Raw genomic sequence first — 19,672 nt, forward strand, 5'->3', positions numbered from 1 at the left:
AGACGGTTCATGGCATCAGAGGACGGCACGACGATGGTCGAGATGGCCATCGCGATGACGCTGCTGCTTACCCTCATCCTCGGCTTCATCGATTTCGGTTTCGCGCTCTACCAATGGAACGGCGCGACCAAGGCAGTGCAGGCGGGAGCACGATTAGCTTCCATTTCCGACCCGGTCGCGCCGCAGATTTCGACGGCTGGTGCGACCACGACGCCAGGAGCTCCTGTGGTGGCCGGTTCTTTTGACTATATCTGCGACGGCGCGACTTCGACTTGCAGCTGCAGCGGAGCGAATTGTGTTGCGGGCGTCTGGACGGCAGCGAATTTCAATCGAATTTTTCAAGGTGATGCGACCGGCGCGGGTACCTGTCCTGGTCTTGCCGCGGGACAACGGCCGGGCATGTGCCATTTCTTTCCATTTCTGCTGCCCGCGAACGTCGTCATCCGATACACCGCCACAGGCCTTGGATATCAGACTCGTTTGGGAGGCCCGGTGCCGACCATTTCCGTCAGCCTGCAGAACGTGAATTACCACTTTTTCTTCCTGGGCGGACTGATCGGGCTAGACAATATGGCCATGCCCTCCATGCTGAGCACGGTTACGGGCGAAGACATGAAGAGTACATCGCCATGAACGCCATCAACACCAAGGTCCTGCCCACCAAGCGAAAGCAGGTCGCGCTGTTTTCCTCCGATCCGAATTTCAAGCGCGAGGTGGCGACGCGGCTCGATGCGCTGGCGATCTATGATGTGCGGGTTGCCGAGACGGGTGATTTTCTCAAGGGGCCGCCCGCCGACACGCGCCCGGGCATCGTCATCCTCGATCTCGGCAATGGCGAATTGCTTGGCAAGCCAGGCATCGTCGAGGCGCGCGCGCTGTGGGCGACCGTGCCGCTGATCGCGGTTTCCGACGAGCTGACCTCGGAGCAGACGCGCGTCCTGGTGCGCATGAATGCCTCGGACTGGCTGCACAAGCCGCTCGACGGCAAGGAGCTGCTCAACGCCGTCACCTTCCACGACAGCGGCAACCAGGGCGCCAAGAGCCGCATCATCACCTTCATCAGCGCCAGCGGCGGCGCCGGCGCCACGACGCTGGCGCTATCGGCGGCCGAATTCCTGGCTTCGAAATCGACCGAGCGCGCGGCCTCGACCTGCCTGGTCGACCTCGATTTCCAGAGCGCCAATTGCGGCGCCTATCTCAACCTGTTCAACCAGTTCGACCTTGCCGGCATCATCGGCCAGCCGGAGCGGCTCGATGTCGAACTGATGGATGTCATCAAGCTGTCGCGGCCGTCCGGCCTGACGCTCTATGCCTTCGAGCGGCCGCAACTGCCGTTCGAGCCGCAGGGCGCCGATTTCGTCTTCCGGCTGCTCGACCTCGTCGCCTACCGTTTCGACGACATCGTCATCGACCTGCCGAACATCGAAACGCCCTGGCACAATTCCGTGCTGTCGACGAGCGACGAGATCTTCATCGTCTTCGAGCTCAACGTCGCCTCGCTGCGGCAAGGCAAACGGCTCTACAAGAAGATCCGTGAGCTGCGCGGCAATGCCGTCTCAATCACGCTGGTGGCCAACAAGCACAAGCGCAAATGGTTCGGCAACCACTTCTCGCGCAGCGAGCTGGAGAAGATCTTCAAGGCGCCGCACATCAAATCGGTCGGCCTCGACAACGCCCTGCTGGCCGACGCCCTGAACCGCGCGATGCTGCCGTCCGAAGTGGATGGGCGGGCGCGCTTCAGCAAGGACCTGAAGAAGATGTTCCGCGAGCGGCTCGACGATGCGGCCCGCTAGCGGCCATCTCTTTCGACTGACGGCCGCCGGCCTCCTCGGCCTGGCGCTGGCGTTTCCGGCCGGACAGATCGCGTGGGCGGACAGCCGCCCGCCTTTGCCGGCCATGGGACCCAGCCTGCGCAAGACGGTGGCGTTTTCCACGGCCGAGAAGATTGGAACCATAATCATCCGCAAGCAGGAAAAAGCGCTCTATCTGGTGACCGGCAAGGGCGAAGCCTTGCGCTACCAGATCAGTGTCGGCCGCGATGGATTTGGCTGGACGGGTACGGTCGAGGTGGGGGCGAAGACCGAGTGGCCGGCGTGGCGCCCACCCCGGGAAATGCGCGCCCGCCAGCCGGAGTTGCCGGAGATGGTGCCGTCGGGGCCGTACAACCCGCTCGGCGCCAGGGCGCTCTATCTGCTTCGCGATGGCCGCGACACGCTCTATCGCATCCATGGCACCAACGACCCTTCGGGCGTGGGTTTCGACGGCACGTCGGGCTGTTTCCGCTTGACCAATACCGATGTCATCGATCTTTTCAGGCGCGTGCCTGTCGGCACCAAGGTGGTGGTCCAATGACGACGATCAGCGATCCCGACGACCTGGTGGCGGCGGTCGAACCGCCATTGCTCGACAAGGAGAAGAGCCGGTTCAGGCTAGCCGTTGCCGTCGGTGTCGGCCTGGCGCTGTTTGCGCTCCTGAACGCCACCGCGGCCGTCTATCTCTACCGTGGCATCAACGACCTGCGCACGATCGAGGCGCGGCTGGAAGACCTTGGCCAGTTCGAGCAGCGGATGAGCGCGCGGCTGGACACCGTCAACAACGGATTTCAAAGCCGGTTCGAGGCGCTGGACGACCGGCTGCGGGCGAGCTTCGGCGAGGTCAACGCCAACATCGCCAGGCAGGCACCGGAAATGTCGGGAAACCACGGTGGCGACGAGCCGCGCGTCGTGGAGGTCCCCTCGCCTGCCGAGGATACGGCGGCGGTCGCCAGCGCCGCCGAGGCGGAGCCTGCCATGGAGGAAATGCCGCGCATAACGCGAAGGAGGCAGGCTCCGGCGGCGCCTCCCGCGCCAAGCTCCAACTACCAGCGGATCGTATCCCCGGAAGGCAAGGTCACCTATCACAAGATAAACTAGCTCTGGCCTCGGCCGCCGCAGGTAGCGCCGCGCTAGAGCGGGATGAGATTTATAAGAGTCGTGGGATTCCCAAATCATCGCAGTTCTGATTCAACATGCATGCTGGGAGGAGGCCAGCATGGATGGCAGCCTATTCGATGGACCTTCGCGAGCGGGTTGTAGCCGCGGTCAAGACGGAAGGGCTCTCGCGACGCGCGGCGGCGGCTCGATTTGGCGTCAGCTACAGCGCGGCCATCGCGTGGCTTAAGCGCGTCGAAGAGACTGGCAGTGCTGCGCCTCGCCAGGTCGGCGGCTACAAACCGAAGAAGCTCTCGGGAGCGTGGCGCGACTGGCTGATCGAACGCTGTCACGACAGGGACTTCACCTTGCGCGGGCTTGTGGCCGAACTTGGCGAGCGTGGCCTGAGGGTCGACTACCGTTCGGTGTGGGAGTTCGTGCATGCCGAGAAGCTCAGTCACAAAAAAAGACGCTGATCGCCGTCGAGCAGGATCGTCCCGATATCGCGCGACGGCGCATGCAGTGGACGAAGTATCGGGACCGGATTGATCCGACGCGACTGGTCTTCATCGACGAGACCTGGACCAAGACCAACATGTCGCCGCTAAGGGGCTGGGCGCCGGTTGGACAGCGCATCAAGGCCAAAGTGCCGCATGGCCACTGGAAGACCATGACCTTCCTGGCCGCGCTGCGCCACGATCGCGTCGAGGCGCCCTGGCTGATCGACGGACCTATCAACGGCGAGAGATTTCTTCTCTATGTCGAGAAGGTTCTCGCTCCGACCCTCCAGCCGGGCGACATCGTCATCATGGACAATCTCGGCTCGCACAAAGGCAAGGCGGTGCGCCGCGCCATACGCGCCGCCGGCGCCAGGCTCTTCTTCCTGCCGAAATACTCGCCCGATCTTAATCCGATCGAACAGCTCTTTTCAAAACTCAAGCACTGGCTGAGAAAGGCAGCAAGCCGCACCGTCCAAACCGTTTGCGACGCGATCGGCCAAATTCTCAACCGCATCACACCGACAGAATGCTCACACTACTTCGAAAACTCCGGATATGACCGAAACTAATCTCATCCCGCTCTAGAAGTCTCTGTGCAGCGCCATGATCCGGACGCGCCGCGATTCGACGCGCATGCCGAGTTCACGGACATAGGCAAAATGGCAATACGCGCACGCCGTCAGCCCGATGACCGCCAGCAGGCAGTTCAGCCAGGTGAAGTCCATCATCAGCGAGAACTGAAAGCCGCTCGGCGCCGTGAACGCGGCAATGGTGCTGGCGGTCTGCGAGCGGCCACCGATGAAAATCATCGATGCCGCGAGGATCAAGGCGCCATGGTTGGCAAGAAAGAAAGCGGCCGACCTTCTGGCCCGGCATGCCATCCAGCAGATCCCCAGCGCCGCGCCCAGCAAAGCGAAATCCAGGACCATCGACCCTCCCAGATAGACATCGACCTGCTGCCAGACCATCCCGGAAGACGAGTGCAAGGTGAGCCAGAGCTTCCACATATCGGGGCTCGCGGGGTAGGTTCCGAGCAGGATCGTGGCCATTCGCTCCGCCGCCAGGATCAGCAGGACAAAGGCCGGGAAGGCGAAAAGCAAGTGTGGTTTGCGTTTCATGGTGCCTCGCAATCTGGCGGGCAGATTATGCCGCATATATTGCGCGAGGCTTAACGGGGCGTTTTTGCAGATCGGTATCGCGAAGATTGGCCTATGGATTGGCCAAAGCAGAAAATATCAGCCCTATCGCCAGTGCCGCCACTGCGTAAATAGCCGGCAAAAGCCGACGGTTCACACCAACCCGAAGCAAGGTATGACCAAGGTGATCCGTGCCGCCCATCCAAGGCCTCCGCCCCTGTAGCAAGCGGCGAGTGGTTACGAATATTGCATCAATCAGCGGGACGGCAATCCACGCCAACGAGGCGTCAAAACCTCTTTTCGAAGCAAGAAGAACGATTGCCGCCCCGAGCAGAAGGCTGCCGCTATCGCCCATGAAAACGCGCGCCGGGGGATAGTTGAAGCAAAGGAACCCGACGCATGCGCCCGCGCCGGCCATCCCGATATCGCCGCCCAGCCCCAGGAAGGCGGCCGTGATTGCACTCGCGGCAAGGCCATCGGCATGATCGAGCATGTTGACCGCGTTGCAAGCTATCCAAATGACGATCGGGACCCACCACAGACCTGTGATGATTCCAGCCAAGATCGCGGCAGCGGCCAATGCCGCTGCCTTGGCACCGGCGGAAAGGGACCGGACGTCATCCAGCGCCCCGATCAGGCAGAAAACAGCCAGCAGAAGAATATGCTCAACCGGAAGCCACGGAGCCATCGCGATCAGCATGGCCGGCCCTGCCAGCCGGGGTACCTCACCCGATGTGTGCCATCGGTCGCTCTTGACCTTTGAGACCGCTCCGATGCGTATCGCCAGACGCGCAAACAGCCAGACACAAACGGCCGATATGAGCAAGGCCCCGATGAACGGGACCAATGGACCAGGTATCAAGCCATTGCTCGTTCGGAACGCATGTGCTCGATGCAGTCGAGCACTGTCTGTTTGGTGCTTCGCAGTGGCCGCCATCCGGTCATGGAGGTCAATAGACTTGTGTCAGGCACGCGATCGTGCGTTACGGCGAACCGCTCACCAAAGACCGCACTGGAAGATTTCATGACGATGGTCGCACTCGTCTGGGTGGCATCAACCACCATCTTTGCAAGATTTCCAATCTGAACCGCCTCGCTGCCGCCCAGGTTGACTGGCCGGCCTCGCAACGACCGGCACTGCATCACCTGAAGCAAGCCCTCGGCGGCATCGGCTACGTGGAGAAACGCGCGCCTCTGCTCGCCATCGTCGTGAACCACGAGCGGTTCGCCCCGCAACGCCGCGTCGACAAACACTGGCAATACGAGGCCGGTCGCCGAGCGCTGGCGCGGTCCGGCCATGTTAAATGGTCGAACGATCCAAGTAGGGATGCCCAAATCAAAAAACAGTCCAGCAACCAGATGCTCAACCGCTGCCTTGGCAGCGGCATAACCCCATCGCGGTCGCAGATCCGTCATAACCGGATCGGACTCCGTGATTGGCCGGTCCCGACCGGAGCCGTAGACTTCTGAACTCGACGTATAGAGCAGCGGGCGCCTGTGCAGCCGGCATGCTTCGACGATTGAACAACCCGACTCGAGAATGCCGCTGGTGACGGCGAAGCGTTCCTTGTGAGCACGCTCGACGCCAATCGGACTCGCCAGATGGAATACGACATCGGCCAGGCCAACCTCATCCTGGACCGCCGCATTGTATGCAGGATCGCCGACCCTGAAGGTGCGGATCGTCAAGCGGGGGTCACCAGTCGGCAGATTGCGAAGCAAGCCGTTCGAAAGATCATCGACAACGGTCACGGTGCAATTGCGCGCTAGCAACATATCGACCAGTGCCGACCCTACGAAGCCTGCGCCCCCAGTAACCAACACATGTGCGTGCTGGCCGACTTCAACCATGTCCGCGCTATGGTTGTCCAACGTTGACGCCTCCAGAACGACCCGTGGCCTCGCAACGCACGGGACAATCTTCTATACAGTCAGGGACGGGACGAACAACCCGTTTTTCTATCAAGCGAGCGAATTTTCATCGCCCCCTATATCATTAACGAATAAGTACCCCTCCGAAATGCTGCCATTAGTCCGACATCCCGGTCCAGGACCGGCAGACTGATTCTGACATATGCGTACCAATGTTTAGGTTTTCGTCGTTCTAGCGCGAAACAAATTGTCAGGGTATCCCCACGTTTCTCAAAATGCGACTTGTAAGTCTAACCGCGAGTGCCGCCACTGTATACATCAGGTCATCGACTCATGTTGCGCAATTGGGCTATGAGGCCGGCAGACGACCCCGGAGGAGCTTTGACGTTCGACTATCGGCCAGATATCGACGGGTTGCGTGCAATCGCGGTGGCCGCCGTCATACTTTTCCATTTTGACGTACCCGGTTTCCCGGGTGGCTTCGTCGGCGTCGATATCTTCTTTGTCATGTCTGGCTACTTGATCACGCGCCTTTTGGCGGGTGAAGGCGCTAAACTGTCCCTGATCGAGTTCTACGCCAGACGCATACGCCGAATTCTGCCGGCGATGCTGGTAACGATCGGCTTCTCGCTCATTGCCGGGTGGTTTCTGTTGCTCCCCGGGGACTATGCCGGCTTAGGACACAGTGCGGCATATTCCACCGTCGGGTTGGCGAACTACTACTTTCTCTGGAACACGGGCTATTTCGACCGCGAGTCGACGCTTCTGCCCCTGCTCCATCTCTGGTCGCTCGGCGTCGAAGAGCAGTTCTACCTAGTGTGGCCGGTTTTGCTTCTGGTCGCGAACCGGTTGGCACGGGGCCGCCGTCTGCCGATCGTCGCGCTGATTTCTATCGTCGCACTGATCAGCTTCTCGATTGCCCTCCATCTGGTGGCGATCGATCCAAAACAGGCGTTCTATGTTCCCTTCAGCCGAGCCTGGGAACTGGCTCTCGGCGGCCTGCTGGTCTTTGCGGCGCCCATTCGCCGCCGAGGCACTTCCGAAGTTTGCGGACTGGTCGGCCTTTGCCTGGTCGCCGCCAGCACCATCTGGCTGTCGCCGGGTCAACCGTTTCCAGGCCTGAGCGCTTTATTCCCAGTGATCGGCGCTGTCCTGCTCATCTGGCCGCGTTCGCAGTCGATGATCTCGGCGCTACTTGCGAGCGCGCCTTTGCGATCGACGGGCAAGATTTCTTATAGCCTTTATCTCTGGCACTGGCCGATCCTGGTCTTCTTCCGTCACTACGCAGGCACCGCAATGCCGACGGCGGCCGAGGCGTCGGTCCTTGTCGCGGTGGCCTGGCTGGCGGCGTATTTATCTTGGCGGTTCGTCGAAGAACCCCTTCGCCGTCTACGGGCGCCTCCATCCAGGGCATTTGCCGCCGGTCTTGCCGCCGCGGTGATAGTTTGCCTAAGCGGCAATGCGATCTTCGAAGCCGGCGGTTTCACCAGCAGGATTCCGAAAGAAGCCGAGGCAATAAGCAGCCTCGATGTGATGTGGGATTGGCCGTGTCCACAGACGGTCGGCATCCCTGAACTCGGCAGCACCTTTTGCGCGTTTGGGGCGCCCTGGAACAAAGCGAGACATCACGCCGTGCTGTGGGGCGATAGCCATGCGGAGCATCTCGCCCCCCTGTTGGATGCGGTGGGCCAAAGGGAGAATACGGCCTTCTTTCTTTATCGTGGCTGCCCGGCCGCCTTCGGAGAAGGTGTCCATCGCGATTTTCCAGAACATCCCGACTACCAGGAAAGCTGCGCGACTTCCCGAAAGGCGGTCGTCCACATGCTGAGACAGCGAAAAGATATCGACCTCGTGGTCCTGTCTTCCGCCTGGACAAACCTTGCTGACACCAATGTCGTCGCCGATGACGGCCGGCCGGCCGACAGGGTCCTGCTGTTGCGCGATGGCCTGCTCAGCCTCGTCAAAGAAATCACCGCTCGGCAACGACGCATCGGAATCATTGGACAGGTGCCGGTGCCAGGCGTGGATCTGACGTCCTGCGCGGCAATGCGCGAAAGCGGGATGCTGAGACGTTGTTCGACAGACATGGATAGCGAGCAAATCCTACGGCGTTGGTCGCCGGTGGTGACCGCGTTAGAGTCGCTTGCGGATGAAAATGGGGTGTTCTTCGTCGATCCACTCAAAGGTATGTGTCCGGACAGGCATTGCGCCACCTACATCAATGGCGAGTTCATTTACCGCGACAAAGCTCACCTGCGCCGAAACTTGAGACCGGAGACCGATGATGCGATTGCGCGGATGATAGGTCTCTACTTCGCTTTCGACACTGGCGAAGAGCAAAACCAGGTATCGGCTGCGGCCGCGCAGCCCCACACAGCCAGCAAGAGCAATTGAGCGCGATGCCGCCGGACACAGTCTCCATGTCGACGATCAACACCTATCGATCTTCGGCGCGAGGCTTTTTGTTCCGAAAATTATCCAGAGGCTCGAGACCGACTTGTTAGTGGCGTCACGGCAACCACCGTCGCGACCGACCACGCGATGATTGTGCCTAGAAGAATGAAACAGAGTGCACTCACCGAAACCGGAACGGCGACCTCGTAGGTTCGCTCATTGCTGCGAGGGTCGCTCGAATCCGTCGGCGCGAACAGCACAGCAGCCCGCCGGCGGAAAGTATACTCGCCTTGCCTGACGGCGGGCCATGCATGCGAAGACCAGTCGACGCGGTGGAGCGATGTCCCGTTCTCGTGCAGATAGGATACTTGCGAAGGCGGAATGTCGGACAAGTCGTCAAACTGGAAGAGACCGGGAAATTGTGACCGCGGAAGTAGCGTCTCGTATCCGCCTCGGACAGTAAACATGGTCTCGTTCTGCAGCCGTCCGGTAGAAAGCGGTGGTGTGACGAGCAATATCGCGATGCAGCCGGCGCCAAAGGCCGCGACGCCTGCCACTGTTCCGCAAGCAAAGCTCCAAGGCTCTGTCGGCGATGGCATTTCGACAGCCACTTTCCGCGCGGCGAGCATGCCGCCAATCCCAAGCGCGATCGGAAGAAAGAGACTTGGTGTCAGCAAGAGGTCATGCGAGGTCAGCATTACCCCTACAACCGCGACACCAAGGGCAAGATCATCGGCGTTTCGAGCAAAGCAGAAGGCGAAGCTGACGATGGCGATCGGAATGAGCCAGCCGAGGTGGCCGAAAGCGATCGCAAACAGGACGAAGGTGTTGTGCGGCGCAAGGGCTTGCGCCTCTTCAAGTCCGCGACCGAAAAAGCCACCCTCCCGATAGGCGAGCAGTCCGCGCTCGAGAAAGAGAGCCCTTGCCGAAATCGAGTTCCTCTTGCCTTCATCCGTCAGCCGTTCGCCGAGCGCCTGCATCTTGGCGACGTTCGTGGATTGACTGGCTGCGGACCAGGTGCCGGATGGCAGAGGAGACGACGTTACGGCGTCCGCAGATGCACCGGGGGGCGTGGCAGTGCCGGCAGAACTTGTCCCTGGCGAAGCCGGTTGATTTGCCGAAGCCCCTTCAGGCGACGCCGCAATTGGCACTGTAACGGCAGGCGGAGGTCGATCGACAGCCTTTGATGCCTCGTCGAGCGCGGTGCTTACAGACAAAATGCCGGCAAAGGATTCGCCCATGGCGATGCGGAAGGAAGCATTTGTGGTCAGCGCGATGCCGATCGCTCCCAGCAGTCCAAACGCGACGGCGACCGCACGGCCCCAACCCCCAAGATCGATCTGAAAACGACGGCCGCTGCGAAATTGTTGCCAAACGCGAACGACACTCGGAACCGCCACCGTTGCAAAGGCGGCGAGAAGGGTCGAGCGAGAAAGCGTCGCAAGAAGCGTTATGGCTACGAGAACAAGAAAGCTTGCACGCCATTTTTGTGCGACGGCGCGATAGCTCGCCGCAGCCCCAAGCAGAAGTCCGGCCGCCGCGACATTGGGATTGATCGCCAAACCGGCGGCCCGGCCAGGAGTGTTGGTGAAGCCGTTGGCAAAGAGGAGATCGAGGAAGCAAACCACCGCATTGAGCGCTGTGACTGACGCCGAGAGGCGCAACACGATTACCGGAGCGGAGGCAAGCATGAGGACAATCGCCGCGCCGCCGAGGAAAAGGGTGATGAGGTAACACTTGGCGACGATCCCGACCGGATGAAGCGCAACCGGGACGACCGCCATGGCGGCGGCGATCGCAAGCAGGAGGATCGCGCTACGCACCTCTCGACGCGTTGCAAGAACCGCGATCGAAACAATCAGCACGCCGCCATACAGCGCATGGAAAACCAGCCTCGCGAACTCGTCCCGTCCCGTAAAGAACGGCAGAAAGTATGGCATGAACCAGGACTGATAAATGACTATGGTAAATGCGCACAGACCGGCGGCGATACAACCGAGAATCCCCGCCAGTGGACGCGCCGAAGATCGTTCAGAGTGAGCGATCCCGCTCATTCATTTGTCCTCGAGATAGAGGCGTTCATAAGCGTCGACCATGGATCCGACCGAGTAGCGCTCTCTCATGGTCCGTTGCCGAAACTCGCGGTCAGTTGCCGGCTCCGGCAACCGGTCGATAACGGCGAGGAGCCCGCGAGCGAGATCGGCAGGGTCACGAGACGCCACCAGTACACAACCCGGCATACCCGAGACAGCCTCGGGATTTCCTCCGACATCGGTAGCGACGACCGGAAGACCTGCCGCGAGCTTTTCCATCAAGGCGTTGCAAAAACCTTCTTCGTGGGAGGCGATCACACCGATATCCATGCCGGCGAGCAGGCCCGGAACATCATTCTGCGTTCCCAACAACCGCACTTTCGATCCAATCCCGAGGCGCTCGGCTTGCTCGCTCAGAACCGGCCCGATGCCCCGATCCTGTCCTGCCACGAACAACCTTAGCTTCGGTCGACTTTTGCTGGCGAGAGCGAACGCCTCGATGAGATCGCCATGCCCTTTATACGGAATGAGATTGGCGACTATGACGATGCCGACGTCGTCGGCATCGAGACCGAGGTGGCGCCGCGTGTCGCCTCGTCGATGGCCCACATGGTCGAAGCGGCTCAGATCGAGACCATTCGCAATCACGCGGACGCGGCCGATATCGTAGCCATCGCGAGCCGCCATATCGGACGCGACCGCATGCGAGTTCGCGACCACCACATGTGATAGCCGATTGGCGATGCGATCCATACGCTTCAGCCGTGGCCAGCGCTCCTGGTGATAGCCAAGACCGCGTCTCGAAGTGATGACGAGTGGTGCCAACGCAAACCGTCCCGCCAGAGCGCCCAGGAAGTTTGTCAAAGGCAGGAAGGCGTGGACAACGCGCGGCCGCGTCAAAGCAGTGCGAACGACCAGCGAAGTGACCGCGGCGCCGAGAACCAGCATCGCCTTCATGCTCGGGCGCGTCTTCGCGGCCACGCTCGATTTGGTCGCCGTCTTGGCTGTTGTCGGCGATTCAGGTGACGGATTCGGCCGATGAAACCCGTACGATACCCGGACTCCTGCACGATGCAGTGTTTCCGCCAGAACGCCGCCCTGCGAAAGCGCAAAAACCTCGACGTTCCAGCCTCGCTTCTTCAACTCCGTGGCAAGCAGCACGAGTTGGCTCTCCGTGCCGCCGAGATCAAGCGTCCCAATAACAAAGAGCACCTTGCGACGAGGCCTTCTCGCCAGTGCGGTCGAAGGCCCGGCAGCGTATTGTCGGCTTTCAGTATCCGTCATCGGAAGTTCTTCTCGCAGCGTCATCCGCCCCGCCTGACCTGGTGGGCTTGCCATAAGGTGCCGGCGGTCCGCAAGCGGCAGTCTCTGCCGGATAATGGGTTCTGGAAATGGTCACGAGTAGGCAAAATCAAATCGACCGAGCAGTTCTGCGAACCCGCAACGGCATAAGCCGGGCAAGCCTTTCATGATGCCGGAGCACCATGCCAATAGCCGCGAGCAAGACACCGGCTGCCAGAAGCGCCAGCGGCGGAACCCATTTCAGGCGTTCGAACTTTGCCTCGTACGCACGCACGTCGTTGAAGTCTTTGGCGGTCCCAAGCGGTTGCCAAGCCTGACCATACGCCCTTCTTAGCAGAGGCAGCATCGGCCCGAATTGCGCGTAGTAGGTGTCGATGATCGACGGGTCCTGTTGTACATCCTCAAGCGAGTGAGGAACGAAGACACCATAGTCGGAATCGAGAATGTTGCCATTCGACTCAACCACAGTGTGCTCGGGCGCACTGTAGATCGTCGCTTCGATGCCTTGATCGGCAAGGACAGAGTAGACGATCTTCGAAACCTGGGAACAGAACCCATAGCCCCGATCAAGTGCCTTTCGGGGAGTCACAAATTCATAGTTCTGCAGGTTTTCCCGGTATTCTGGGCGAAAGCTGAGCATCCAGAGGAGGTAGTTGTCGAAAGCACCGATCCGCGTGTAGGGCACATCGGCCGCTGCCCAGCGATCACCTTCCGTCCAATAGTGCACCATTCCACCCGCGACGGCCGTAGTCAGACGATCGAGATACGCCTGCATTGGCTCACTCTGGCGACGGTAGAGGTCCTCGACCGACCCCACTTTCTGCGCAAACCCCAGCGGTCCTTCTATTGCTGAAGCTGGCGGAGCCGGGTAGGCGCTGACCAATCCGAGCGGATATGCCGAGACAAAGAACAGAAACGCCGTCCCTACCCCGGCCGAGAACACGCCGAGTATACGAAGCAATGCCGCAATTAAGCTCAGCCACTGCCTTCGATCCCGAATCTTTATAGCGTCACTCATGGTTGAAGCATATCACTTCACCGCAATCACGGTCTCTCGCCCATTACGCAGAGTTGTGGACAGATCACCTTCGGACTTCTGTGATAAATTTGTCAATGGGCATCGGTTGTGACTTGTCGTGGAGCGCCGAACGTGTGCATTGAGCGCTCTGAATGCGGACATCGATTTGGCATTGAGCGGAAACCGAAACTCAGGCAGCACTCTCGACACACTGCGGCGCTTGTGGCGGCAGGTATCGAAGCCTAGACAGAGGCAGTTTTTCGGCCTCCTTGTCTTGATGATGTTCGGTGCACTTGCGGAAGCCGCTACGCTTGGTGCTTTGCTGCCGTTTCTTGCGCGCATCGCCAATCCCGAGGCGGTTGGCGGCCAGTCCTTCCTCGCGCGCCAGTTTGCCGGCTTCCGGCTGACCGGCCCGTCAGACAGCCTTTTCGGTCTGACGATTCTGTTTTCGGTGGTGGCGATCATAGCCGGCGCCGTGCGCATATTCCTTGCCTGGGCTACGAATTCTTATGTCTTCTCGCTGGGACATGAGGTGGGCGTGAAGGTCTATGACCAAGTACTCCGCCAGCCCTACAGCTACCACGTTTCACGCAATTCCAGTTCGGTGTTGGCCGCGCTTCGTCAGGTTCAGGCCATCACCGCGGGTGTGATGCTGCCCCTGTTGCAATCGATCAGCGGCATAATCATCGGTGTCTTCATCATCGCTGCCCTTTTTGCCCTAAGTTCTTTCATCACCTTCGTTATCTTCGCGGGCTTTGGGGCGGTCTACCTCGCCATGTCGCTCGTCATCCGCAAGCACCTCAGGAGGAATGCGCAAATTATCGCCAGCGCGCAGGCCGAAGGCATCCGATCTGTCCAAGAGGGACTGGGTGGCATTCGTGATGTCATCATCAACGACACCCAGCCGTATTTTCTCTCGCGATACAGCCAACTCGACTTACGCCTGCAGCGCGCGAATGCAACGAACGCGCTTGCGGCGGGCGCTCCGCGCTTCGCGATCGAAGCTGCGGGTATGGTGATCATCGCGGCGCTTGCTTATTTCCTCATCACCCGCTCGAACGATGCCGGCCAAGTTCTGCCGATACTTGGAACATTTGTTCTTGGAGCGCAGCGTCTTCTCCCATCCATGCAGCTTGTATACGGCAATTGGGCGCTGATACTGAGCAATCTTGCCGGCGCTGAAGTCGTGCTCCAGGCACTCGAGGCACCACTTGGCCCAGAGTGGAACCAGCCTCCGGCCAAGCGCCTCCCATTCGATCGAGCGATCATGCTCAAGGATGTGTCGTTTCGTTACGCTTCTGACCAACCGCCGATACTCGAGCGGTTCAATCTCACGATCTCGAAAGGGACCAAGGTCGGGTTCGTCGGCAAGACAGGCAGCGGAAAGAGCACGACAGTCGATCTGATTATGGGCCTGCTCGAGCCGACCAGCGGCGCGATCGAGATCGACGGGCAAAGGCTGGATGGCGCTACACGGCGCGCCTGGCAAAGACAGATCGCCCATGTGCCGCAAAGCATCTTCCTGGCCGACGCCTCGATCGCGGAGAACATCGCTTTCGGTATCGACCCCAGCGGAATCGACCGTGATCGCGTCCGCAGTGCCGCGCAGCAGGCCGCTTTGGCTGAATTCATCGAAGGTTTGCCCCAGGGGTATGAGGCGCGGGTCGGCGAGCGCGGTGTCCGCCTGTCAGGCGGCCAGCGCCAGCGCATCGGCATCGCCCGGGCGTTGTACAAACAGGCCTCCTTGCTCGTCTTCGACGAAGCCACGAGCGCGCTCGACATGGAGACCGAGGCCGCGGTCATGGAGGCGATGCGGGAATTGCCGGCCGACCTGACGGTGCTGATCATCGCCCACCGCCTCACGACGGTCGAAAATTGCGACGAGATCGTCACCCTCGAAGACGGCAGACCGCGTATCTGGACGAGAACCGGCGGGCCGGCCGCTTGAAACGAGTCGCATCGAAATGGATTGGCGATGCGCTTGACGTCTCTGTCGCATGTGGTTCTCCCAAAAACCGCCACGCACTTTGGGGCATACGTTACAGCATGTCGCGGCGAATAGGATTCGCCCGACCTGCTGTAAGCTTCTGATTTTATGCATGTCGTTGTCCCAGAACCGAGGACACTTCCGGGCGACATGCATCAGAATTGCTCTGGTTCGGTTTTGGATGGCTACCTGATCGGGTTCTGGAATAGAAATTCCGTGCAAGCCTCACCGGCAGATATCCTGACGAGCTCGAAATCGAACCGTTTCTTCAGGAAATCGATCACGGCCTGGTCTTCGGCAAACTCCATAGGCCAGCCGCCCAGCCAGTCGCGGATATCGGTCATGTAGCTCATGCCGCGACCTTTTTTCTTTTGGTGGATCTGCTTCACAAGCGAGGGCAGTTGAAATGGATTGCGACCGAGCCCGAAGCGCCAGATGTACCGATATTCCATCCACCGCCTTTGGAGAGGGTTGGCGCGGTTGTATCGCCGTTTCACGTCGAGCCAGAATTCCGCCGAAGGTTTCACCACATTCGACGAATAGAGAGCAATGAAGAAGAGACCGCCGGGCGCAACCGTGCGCACCGCATTTTCGATAGCTTGCCACATGGCACCTGTGTGGTGGAGCACGCCCCAGGAATAGACGAGGTTCCAGGTGCCTAGCTTCTCCAGATAGTCGGCGTCGAGCACGTCGCCGCGTTCGACGGTCCAGTTTGGCGGATCACCGGCCAAATGGCGCAGCTTGCCGGTTGTGCTTACCGAAAGCGGGTCGAAATCGAAGGAATGTATCCTATCCGCTTTTGCGTCCAAGGCGGCAAGCGAGTGCAGTCCGCTGCCGCTGCCGATATCGAGAAAGTCGAACCCTTCGAGGCTCCGTTTGCCGAGGAAGGACAAGAGCTTCTCCGCCGCCATCCGACGGCGTTCAGCCGAGTAGTGCTTATCGATGAACGACGCCCAATTGGCCCCGAACTCGTATCGGTTCGACGATGGATTTCCTGCAAACGTCATTCTGCGGCTCGGTGCCCGGCTTCGATGATTTCAATCATATGAGCGGTAACTTTCCTAATATCATAGCGCTGTTCGGCGATCGATCGACTGTTCCTGGCCATGCATTCGGCTTCATTCGGGTTGTCGATCAGGCGGATCATAGCCTCCGCCAATGGGGTCGTGACACCGACCGGCACCAGAAGGCCGTTCACGCCGGGGACGACCGGCGCGCGACAACCCGGCGCATCTGTCGTGATCACCGGGCGCCCCATTGCCATAGCCTCCAGGACAGATCGCGACGTACCCTCGCGATAGGACGGAAGCACGAAGATACGCGAATCGGCGATCACTCGACGGACGTCTTCGACAGGCCCGTGATAGTGTATGGTTCCGTCCGCGACGGCTGCCTCAACTTCCGATACTGGAAATCCCGCGGGATTTGGATCCGTATCGCCGACCAGGTCGAAACGAGCTTCAGGTCGAATTGCCTTAACCAGCCTCGCCGCACCCAGATATTCGCCGAGGCCTTTGTCGCGAAGCAGGCGTGCGATCATAAGAAATCGCGGCTTCTCCGGTAATGGTGCAACTTTGAATCGATCGAGGTCTACCCCTGAACCGTTGGCGACATTGGCTGGTGTGCGTCCGAGCAGTCCCAGACGACGGAAGTCATCTCGGTCATCGTCGTTCTGGAAGGTGGCCGTAGTGGCAACACGCAGGCTCGCGGCATAAAGAAGCCGGGCCACCGCATTGACCATCCTCCACCGTAGAGATTTGTGACGGTCCGTGAACGCATAGCCGAGGCCCGTGACAAGCGCGTGCCGGCGCGGTACCCCCGCAATCAGCGCCGCGGGTATGCCATAGACGATCGGCTTGATCGCACAGGTCAGTACGGCCCGGGGTTTGAGCTCTCGTAGCTTCCTGTGAAGACGAAAAGCCAACAGCGTATCGCCGAATGGCGCAATAGCGGCACGCTCCATGGGCAATGGGTGAAAACGGATGCCGTTCTCGGTCAGCCAACCAACGGTCATGGCATCGACTGGCGCCAGGGCATGTACTTCGTATCCGGCTGTGCGCAACGCGAGCAGAAGATGTCCCCGCGCGGTTGCAAGGGATTTTGGTTCGCTAACGACAACAACGATACGATCCATATGGCGATACGTGCGTTGATCAAGCACTATTTTGAGTGGAGATTTCCCGCTACGCAACTATACATCGTTGAATTTGCGTGCGGCCTGCCATACAAGCTCACTCATAAGCGACCTTAGGAAATCCGCGGATGTCCGAACGCATCGCCGTTATCGGCTTGGGATATGTCGGCCTGCCGGTAGCCGTTGCGTTTGGGAAGGTTTTCCCGGGCACGATTGCTTTCGATATCAGCGAAACCCGGATCGAGGAACTGCGTCGCGGCGTCGATCGCACGGGAGAGGTCGACACGGCGGCGCTCAAGGAATCCTCGATCGCGCTTACGACCGACCGGGAGATGTTGAAAGGCGCGACTTTCTTCATCGTTGCCGTGCCAACACCTATCGACATCAACCGTGCTCCCGATCTTGCGCCTTTGAAACTGGCATCTGAGCTTGTCGGCGAAGCGGTGAGCAAAGGCGCGGTCGTCGTTTTCGAATCGACGGTCTATCCAGGCGTGACCGAGGATTTTTGCGGGCCGATCATCGAGCATCTGTCAGGCCTGCGGCACCCTCATGATTTCGCGCTCGGCTATTCGCCTGAAAGGGCGAACCCAGGCGATCGGGAACACTCGCTGCGACGGATCATCAAAGTCGTCTCCGGTGAGAACGCCGAGACGCTGGAGCGCGTGGCCGGCGTCTATGGCAGCATCATCGATGCCGGCGTCTACCGCGCACCGTCGATCAAGGTGGCCGAAGCAGCGAAGGTTATCGAGAACACGCAGCGCGACCTCAACATCGCGCTGATGAATGAACTGGCCATGATCTTCGCGCGGCTTGATATCCGGACGCAGGATGTCCTTGATGCCGCATCGACAAAATGGAACTTCCTTCCTTTTAAGCCGGGCTTCGTCGGCGGCCACTGCATCGGCGTCGATCCGTATTACCTGACTGCCAAAGCCGAGGCCGAAGGCTATCACCCGCAGATTATCCTCGCCGGCCGCCGCATCAATGACGGCATGGGAGCCTTCGTTGCCCAACAGGTCGTCAAACAGCTGATCCGCTCGGACATACCTGTCAAAGGGGCTTCAGTCGGCATTCTCGGACTGACCTTCAAGGAGGACGTGCCGGATTTGCGCAACAGCCGCGTTTTCGGCATGGTCAAGGAACTGAGGCAGTTCGGAATTGTCCCTAAAGTCCACGATCCCCTCGCCGATGCCGAATCCGCTCGACGCGACCATGGCGAAACGATCCTGCCGCTCGATGAGATAACTGATTTGCAGGCGCTTGTTTTGGCGGTACCTCACAAGGTTTATCTCACAAGCGAGAGAGCGCGTCTTTTTCAAATGATCAGGCCAGGAGGAACGCTGTTCGACATCAAGTCTGCTATCAAACCGCATGAAATTTCTGACAATCTAAAGTATTGGAGTCTGTAAGGCTCGGCCTGAATTTAACACTGGGATATACCGTGACATTAAGCAGGTCGATTCCGATCGCCGACGCAACTGCAAGAGTCAGGCGCGGCTCGACCGGCTGAACGCATTGGTTTGGGGACTTCTATCGAGCATCGGCCAAGGCTTCGGTCTTTCGGAAAGGACATGGTGGGAAGCTTATGAACGCGCGTTATGATTTCGGCCGCAACTGGTCCGAGCTTGCCGCGCGCTTCGAGGACGAGCATCTGGATCGGGCTTGCGAGGATCTTCGCCGCCTGGTGGGAGATCTGGAGGGGAAGACATTTCTGGACATGGGTTGCGGATCGGGCCTGCATTCAGCGGCCGCTCTTCGGCTGGGGGCAGCGAAGGTTCACGCCGTTGACTATGACGCGGGCTGTGTCGAAACAACCAAGGCCGTGCTTTCTCGCTTCGCGCCGGAAGCCGAATGGAGTGTGAAGCGAGCCGATATCCTCGACAGGGCGTCGCTTCCAACCGGAACATTCGACGTCGTCTATTCGTGGGGCGTCCTGCATCACACGGGAGACATGTGGGCGGCGATCAGCAACGCAGCCGGCCTCGTTGGTCACGGCGGAAGGTTTGGCATTGCGATCTACCTGAAGACACCCCTTTGCGGACTGTGGACAGTCGAAAAAAGGCTCTACTCCTCCCATCGGTGGCTACGGCCCCCGGTCAAAGCGCTATTTGTCTCGGCCTACATGTTGGCAAGGACGCTGCGCCATCGGGACACGATCTCATTTGTAAAGAGCTATCGCGCGCGCCGAGGCATGGAGTTCCTGGCGGATGTCGACGACTGGCTAGGCGGCTATCCCTATCAATCCACCACAGTCGAAGAGTTGGAGACGTCCGTCGAAAAACTTGGGTTTCGCACGAAGCAACGCTTCAATGTGGCGCCTGGAGTTGGCCTCTTCGGCACCGGCTGTGGTGAATGGTGTTTCGAGCGAATGAATTCATAGCGGCCGG

General features: G+C 59.8%; 17 protein-coding genes. 9 read left to right on the plus strand and 8 right to left on the minus strand.

Annotation, left to right across the window (positions count from 1 at the left end):
• Window positions 1–9 precede the first annotated feature (9 nt).
• The 5 genes from FJ970_RS28135 to FJ970_RS28155 all read left to right on the plus strand — a co-directional run bounded on the left by FJ970_RS28135 (window position 10) and on the right by FJ970_RS28155 (window position 3,978).
• Complete coding sequence (locus tag FJ970_RS28135; RefSeq protein ID WP_227791938.1) at window positions 10–633, plus strand: TadE/TadG family type IV pilus assembly protein; 624 nt, start codon at window positions 10–12, stop codon at window positions 631–633.
• The gene (locus tag FJ970_RS28140; protein WP_140765883.1) at window positions 630–1,793 is read left to right on the plus strand and encodes an AAA family ATPase; all 1,164 of its coding nucleotides are present in this window, start codon (window positions 630–632) and stop codon (window positions 1,791–1,793) included. Before FJ970_RS28135 ends, FJ970_RS28140 begins: the two co-directional genes overlap by 4 nt.
• Window positions 1,780–2,352 (plus strand): L,D-transpeptidase, encoded by a 573-nt coding sequence (locus FJ970_RS28145; RefSeq protein ID WP_140765885.1) that lies wholly within the window; start codon window positions 1,780–1,782, stop codon window positions 2,350–2,352. Before FJ970_RS28140 ends, FJ970_RS28145 begins: the two co-directional genes overlap by 14 nt.
• Window positions 2,349–2,912, plus strand: a complete 564-nt coding sequence (locus FJ970_RS28150; protein WP_140765887.1) for a hypothetical protein — start codon at window positions 2,349–2,351, stop codon at window positions 2,910–2,912. Before FJ970_RS28145 ends, FJ970_RS28150 begins: the two co-directional genes overlap by 4 nt.
• Before the next feature lie 122 nt (window positions 2,913–3,034).
• Window positions 3,035–3,978 (plus strand): IS630 family transposase gene (locus FJ970_RS28155; RefSeq protein ID WP_227791897.1). Its coding sequence is split into 2 segments (ribosomal slippage): window positions 3,035–3,371 and window positions 3,371–3,978, totalling 945 coding nucleotides; the frame shifts between segments, so codons are not numbered across the junction.
• A gap of 12 nt (window positions 3,979–3,990) precedes the next feature.
• On the opposite strand, the gene FJ970_RS28160 is transcribed toward FJ970_RS28155, so the two are convergent.
• The 3 genes from FJ970_RS28160 to FJ970_RS28170 form a co-directional block, all read right to left on the minus strand.
• Entirely contained in the window at window positions 3,991–4,509 is a 519-nt protein-coding gene (locus FJ970_RS28160) for a hypothetical protein (protein WP_227791939.1), read from the minus strand.
• A gap of 109 nt (window positions 4,510–4,618) precedes the next feature.
• Complete coding sequence (locus FJ970_RS28165) at window positions 4,619–5,245, minus strand: MraY family glycosyltransferase (RefSeq protein WP_227791940.1); 627 nt, start codon at window positions 5,243–5,245, stop codon at window positions 4,619–4,621.
• Between the two features lie 158 nt (window positions 5,246–5,403).
• The gene (locus FJ970_RS28170) at window positions 5,404–6,417 is read right to left on the minus strand and encodes an NAD-dependent epimerase/dehydratase family protein (protein WP_140765137.1); all 1,014 of its coding nucleotides are present in this window, start codon (window positions 6,415–6,417) and stop codon (window positions 5,404–5,406) included.
• 381 nt (window positions 6,418–6,798) lie between these two features.
• Here FJ970_RS28170 and FJ970_RS28175 point away from each other — a divergent pair, with 381 nt between their 5' ends.
• Window positions 6,799–8,811, plus strand: a complete 2,013-nt coding sequence (locus FJ970_RS28175) for an acyltransferase family protein (RefSeq protein WP_181178818.1) — start codon at window positions 6,799–6,801, stop codon at window positions 8,809–8,811.
• 80 nt (window positions 8,812–8,891) lie between these two features.
• On the opposite strand, the gene FJ970_RS28180 is transcribed toward FJ970_RS28175, so the two are convergent.
• From FJ970_RS28180 to FJ970_RS28190, 3 genes are all read right to left on the minus strand, one after another.
• The gene (locus tag FJ970_RS28180; protein ID WP_140765141.1) at window positions 8,892–10,865 is read right to left on the minus strand and encodes a hypothetical protein; all 1,974 of its coding nucleotides are present in this window, start codon (window positions 10,863–10,865) and stop codon (window positions 8,892–8,894) included.
• Window positions 10,866–12,128 (minus strand): glycosyltransferase, encoded by a 1,263-nt coding sequence (locus FJ970_RS28185; protein WP_181178819.1) that lies wholly within the window; start codon window positions 12,126–12,128, stop codon window positions 10,866–10,868.
• 127 nt (window positions 12,129–12,255) lie between these two features.
• On the minus strand, window positions 12,256–13,164 hold the full coding sequence (locus tag FJ970_RS28190; protein WP_140765145.1) for a hypothetical protein: 909 nt from the start codon (window positions 13,162–13,164) through the stop codon (window positions 12,256–12,258).
• Window positions 13,165–13,303: 139 nt separating this feature from the next.
• On the opposite strand from FJ970_RS28190, the gene FJ970_RS28195 reads away from it, so the two are divergent.
• Window positions 13,304–15,112, plus strand: coding sequence for an ABC transporter ATP-binding protein (locus FJ970_RS28195; protein WP_227791941.1), 1,809 nt, complete (start codon window positions 13,304–13,306; stop codon window positions 15,110–15,112).
• A 224-nt stretch (window positions 15,113–15,336) separates the two neighbouring features.
• Here FJ970_RS28195 and FJ970_RS28200 read toward each other — a convergent pair whose 3' ends face one another.
• A complete protein-coding gene (locus tag FJ970_RS28200; RefSeq protein ID WP_140765147.1) occupies window positions 15,337–16,158 on the minus strand; it encodes a class I SAM-dependent methyltransferase in 822 nt (273 codons plus the stop codon).
• Window positions 16,155–17,285: a glycosyltransferase family 4 protein gene (locus FJ970_RS28205; RefSeq protein ID WP_140765149.1), complete on the minus strand. Its 1,131-nt coding sequence runs from the start codon at window positions 17,283–17,285 to the stop codon at window positions 16,155–16,157. Before FJ970_RS28205 ends, FJ970_RS28200 begins: the two co-directional genes overlap by 4 nt.
• Window positions 17,286–17,413: 128 nt before the next feature.
• Between FJ970_RS28205 and FJ970_RS28210 the strand changes: the two genes are divergently transcribed.
• Window positions 17,414–18,694 carry a nucleotide sugar dehydrogenase gene (locus tag FJ970_RS28210; protein WP_140765151.1) on the plus strand — a complete coding sequence of 427 codons (1,281 nt, stop codon included), beginning with the start codon at window positions 17,414–17,416 and terminating at the stop codon, window positions 18,692–18,694.
• Between the two features lie 176 nt (window positions 18,695–18,870).
• Complete coding sequence (locus FJ970_RS28215) at window positions 18,871–19,665, plus strand: class I SAM-dependent methyltransferase (protein ID WP_140765153.1); 795 nt, start codon at window positions 18,871–18,873, stop codon at window positions 19,663–19,665.
• Window positions 19,666–19,672 lie beyond the last annotated feature (7 nt).

This window comes from Mesorhizobium sp. B2-1-8 (genome assembly GCF_006442545.2).
Taxonomy (GTDB): domain Bacteria; phylum Pseudomonadota; class Alphaproteobacteria; order Rhizobiales; family Rhizobiaceae; genus Mesorhizobium.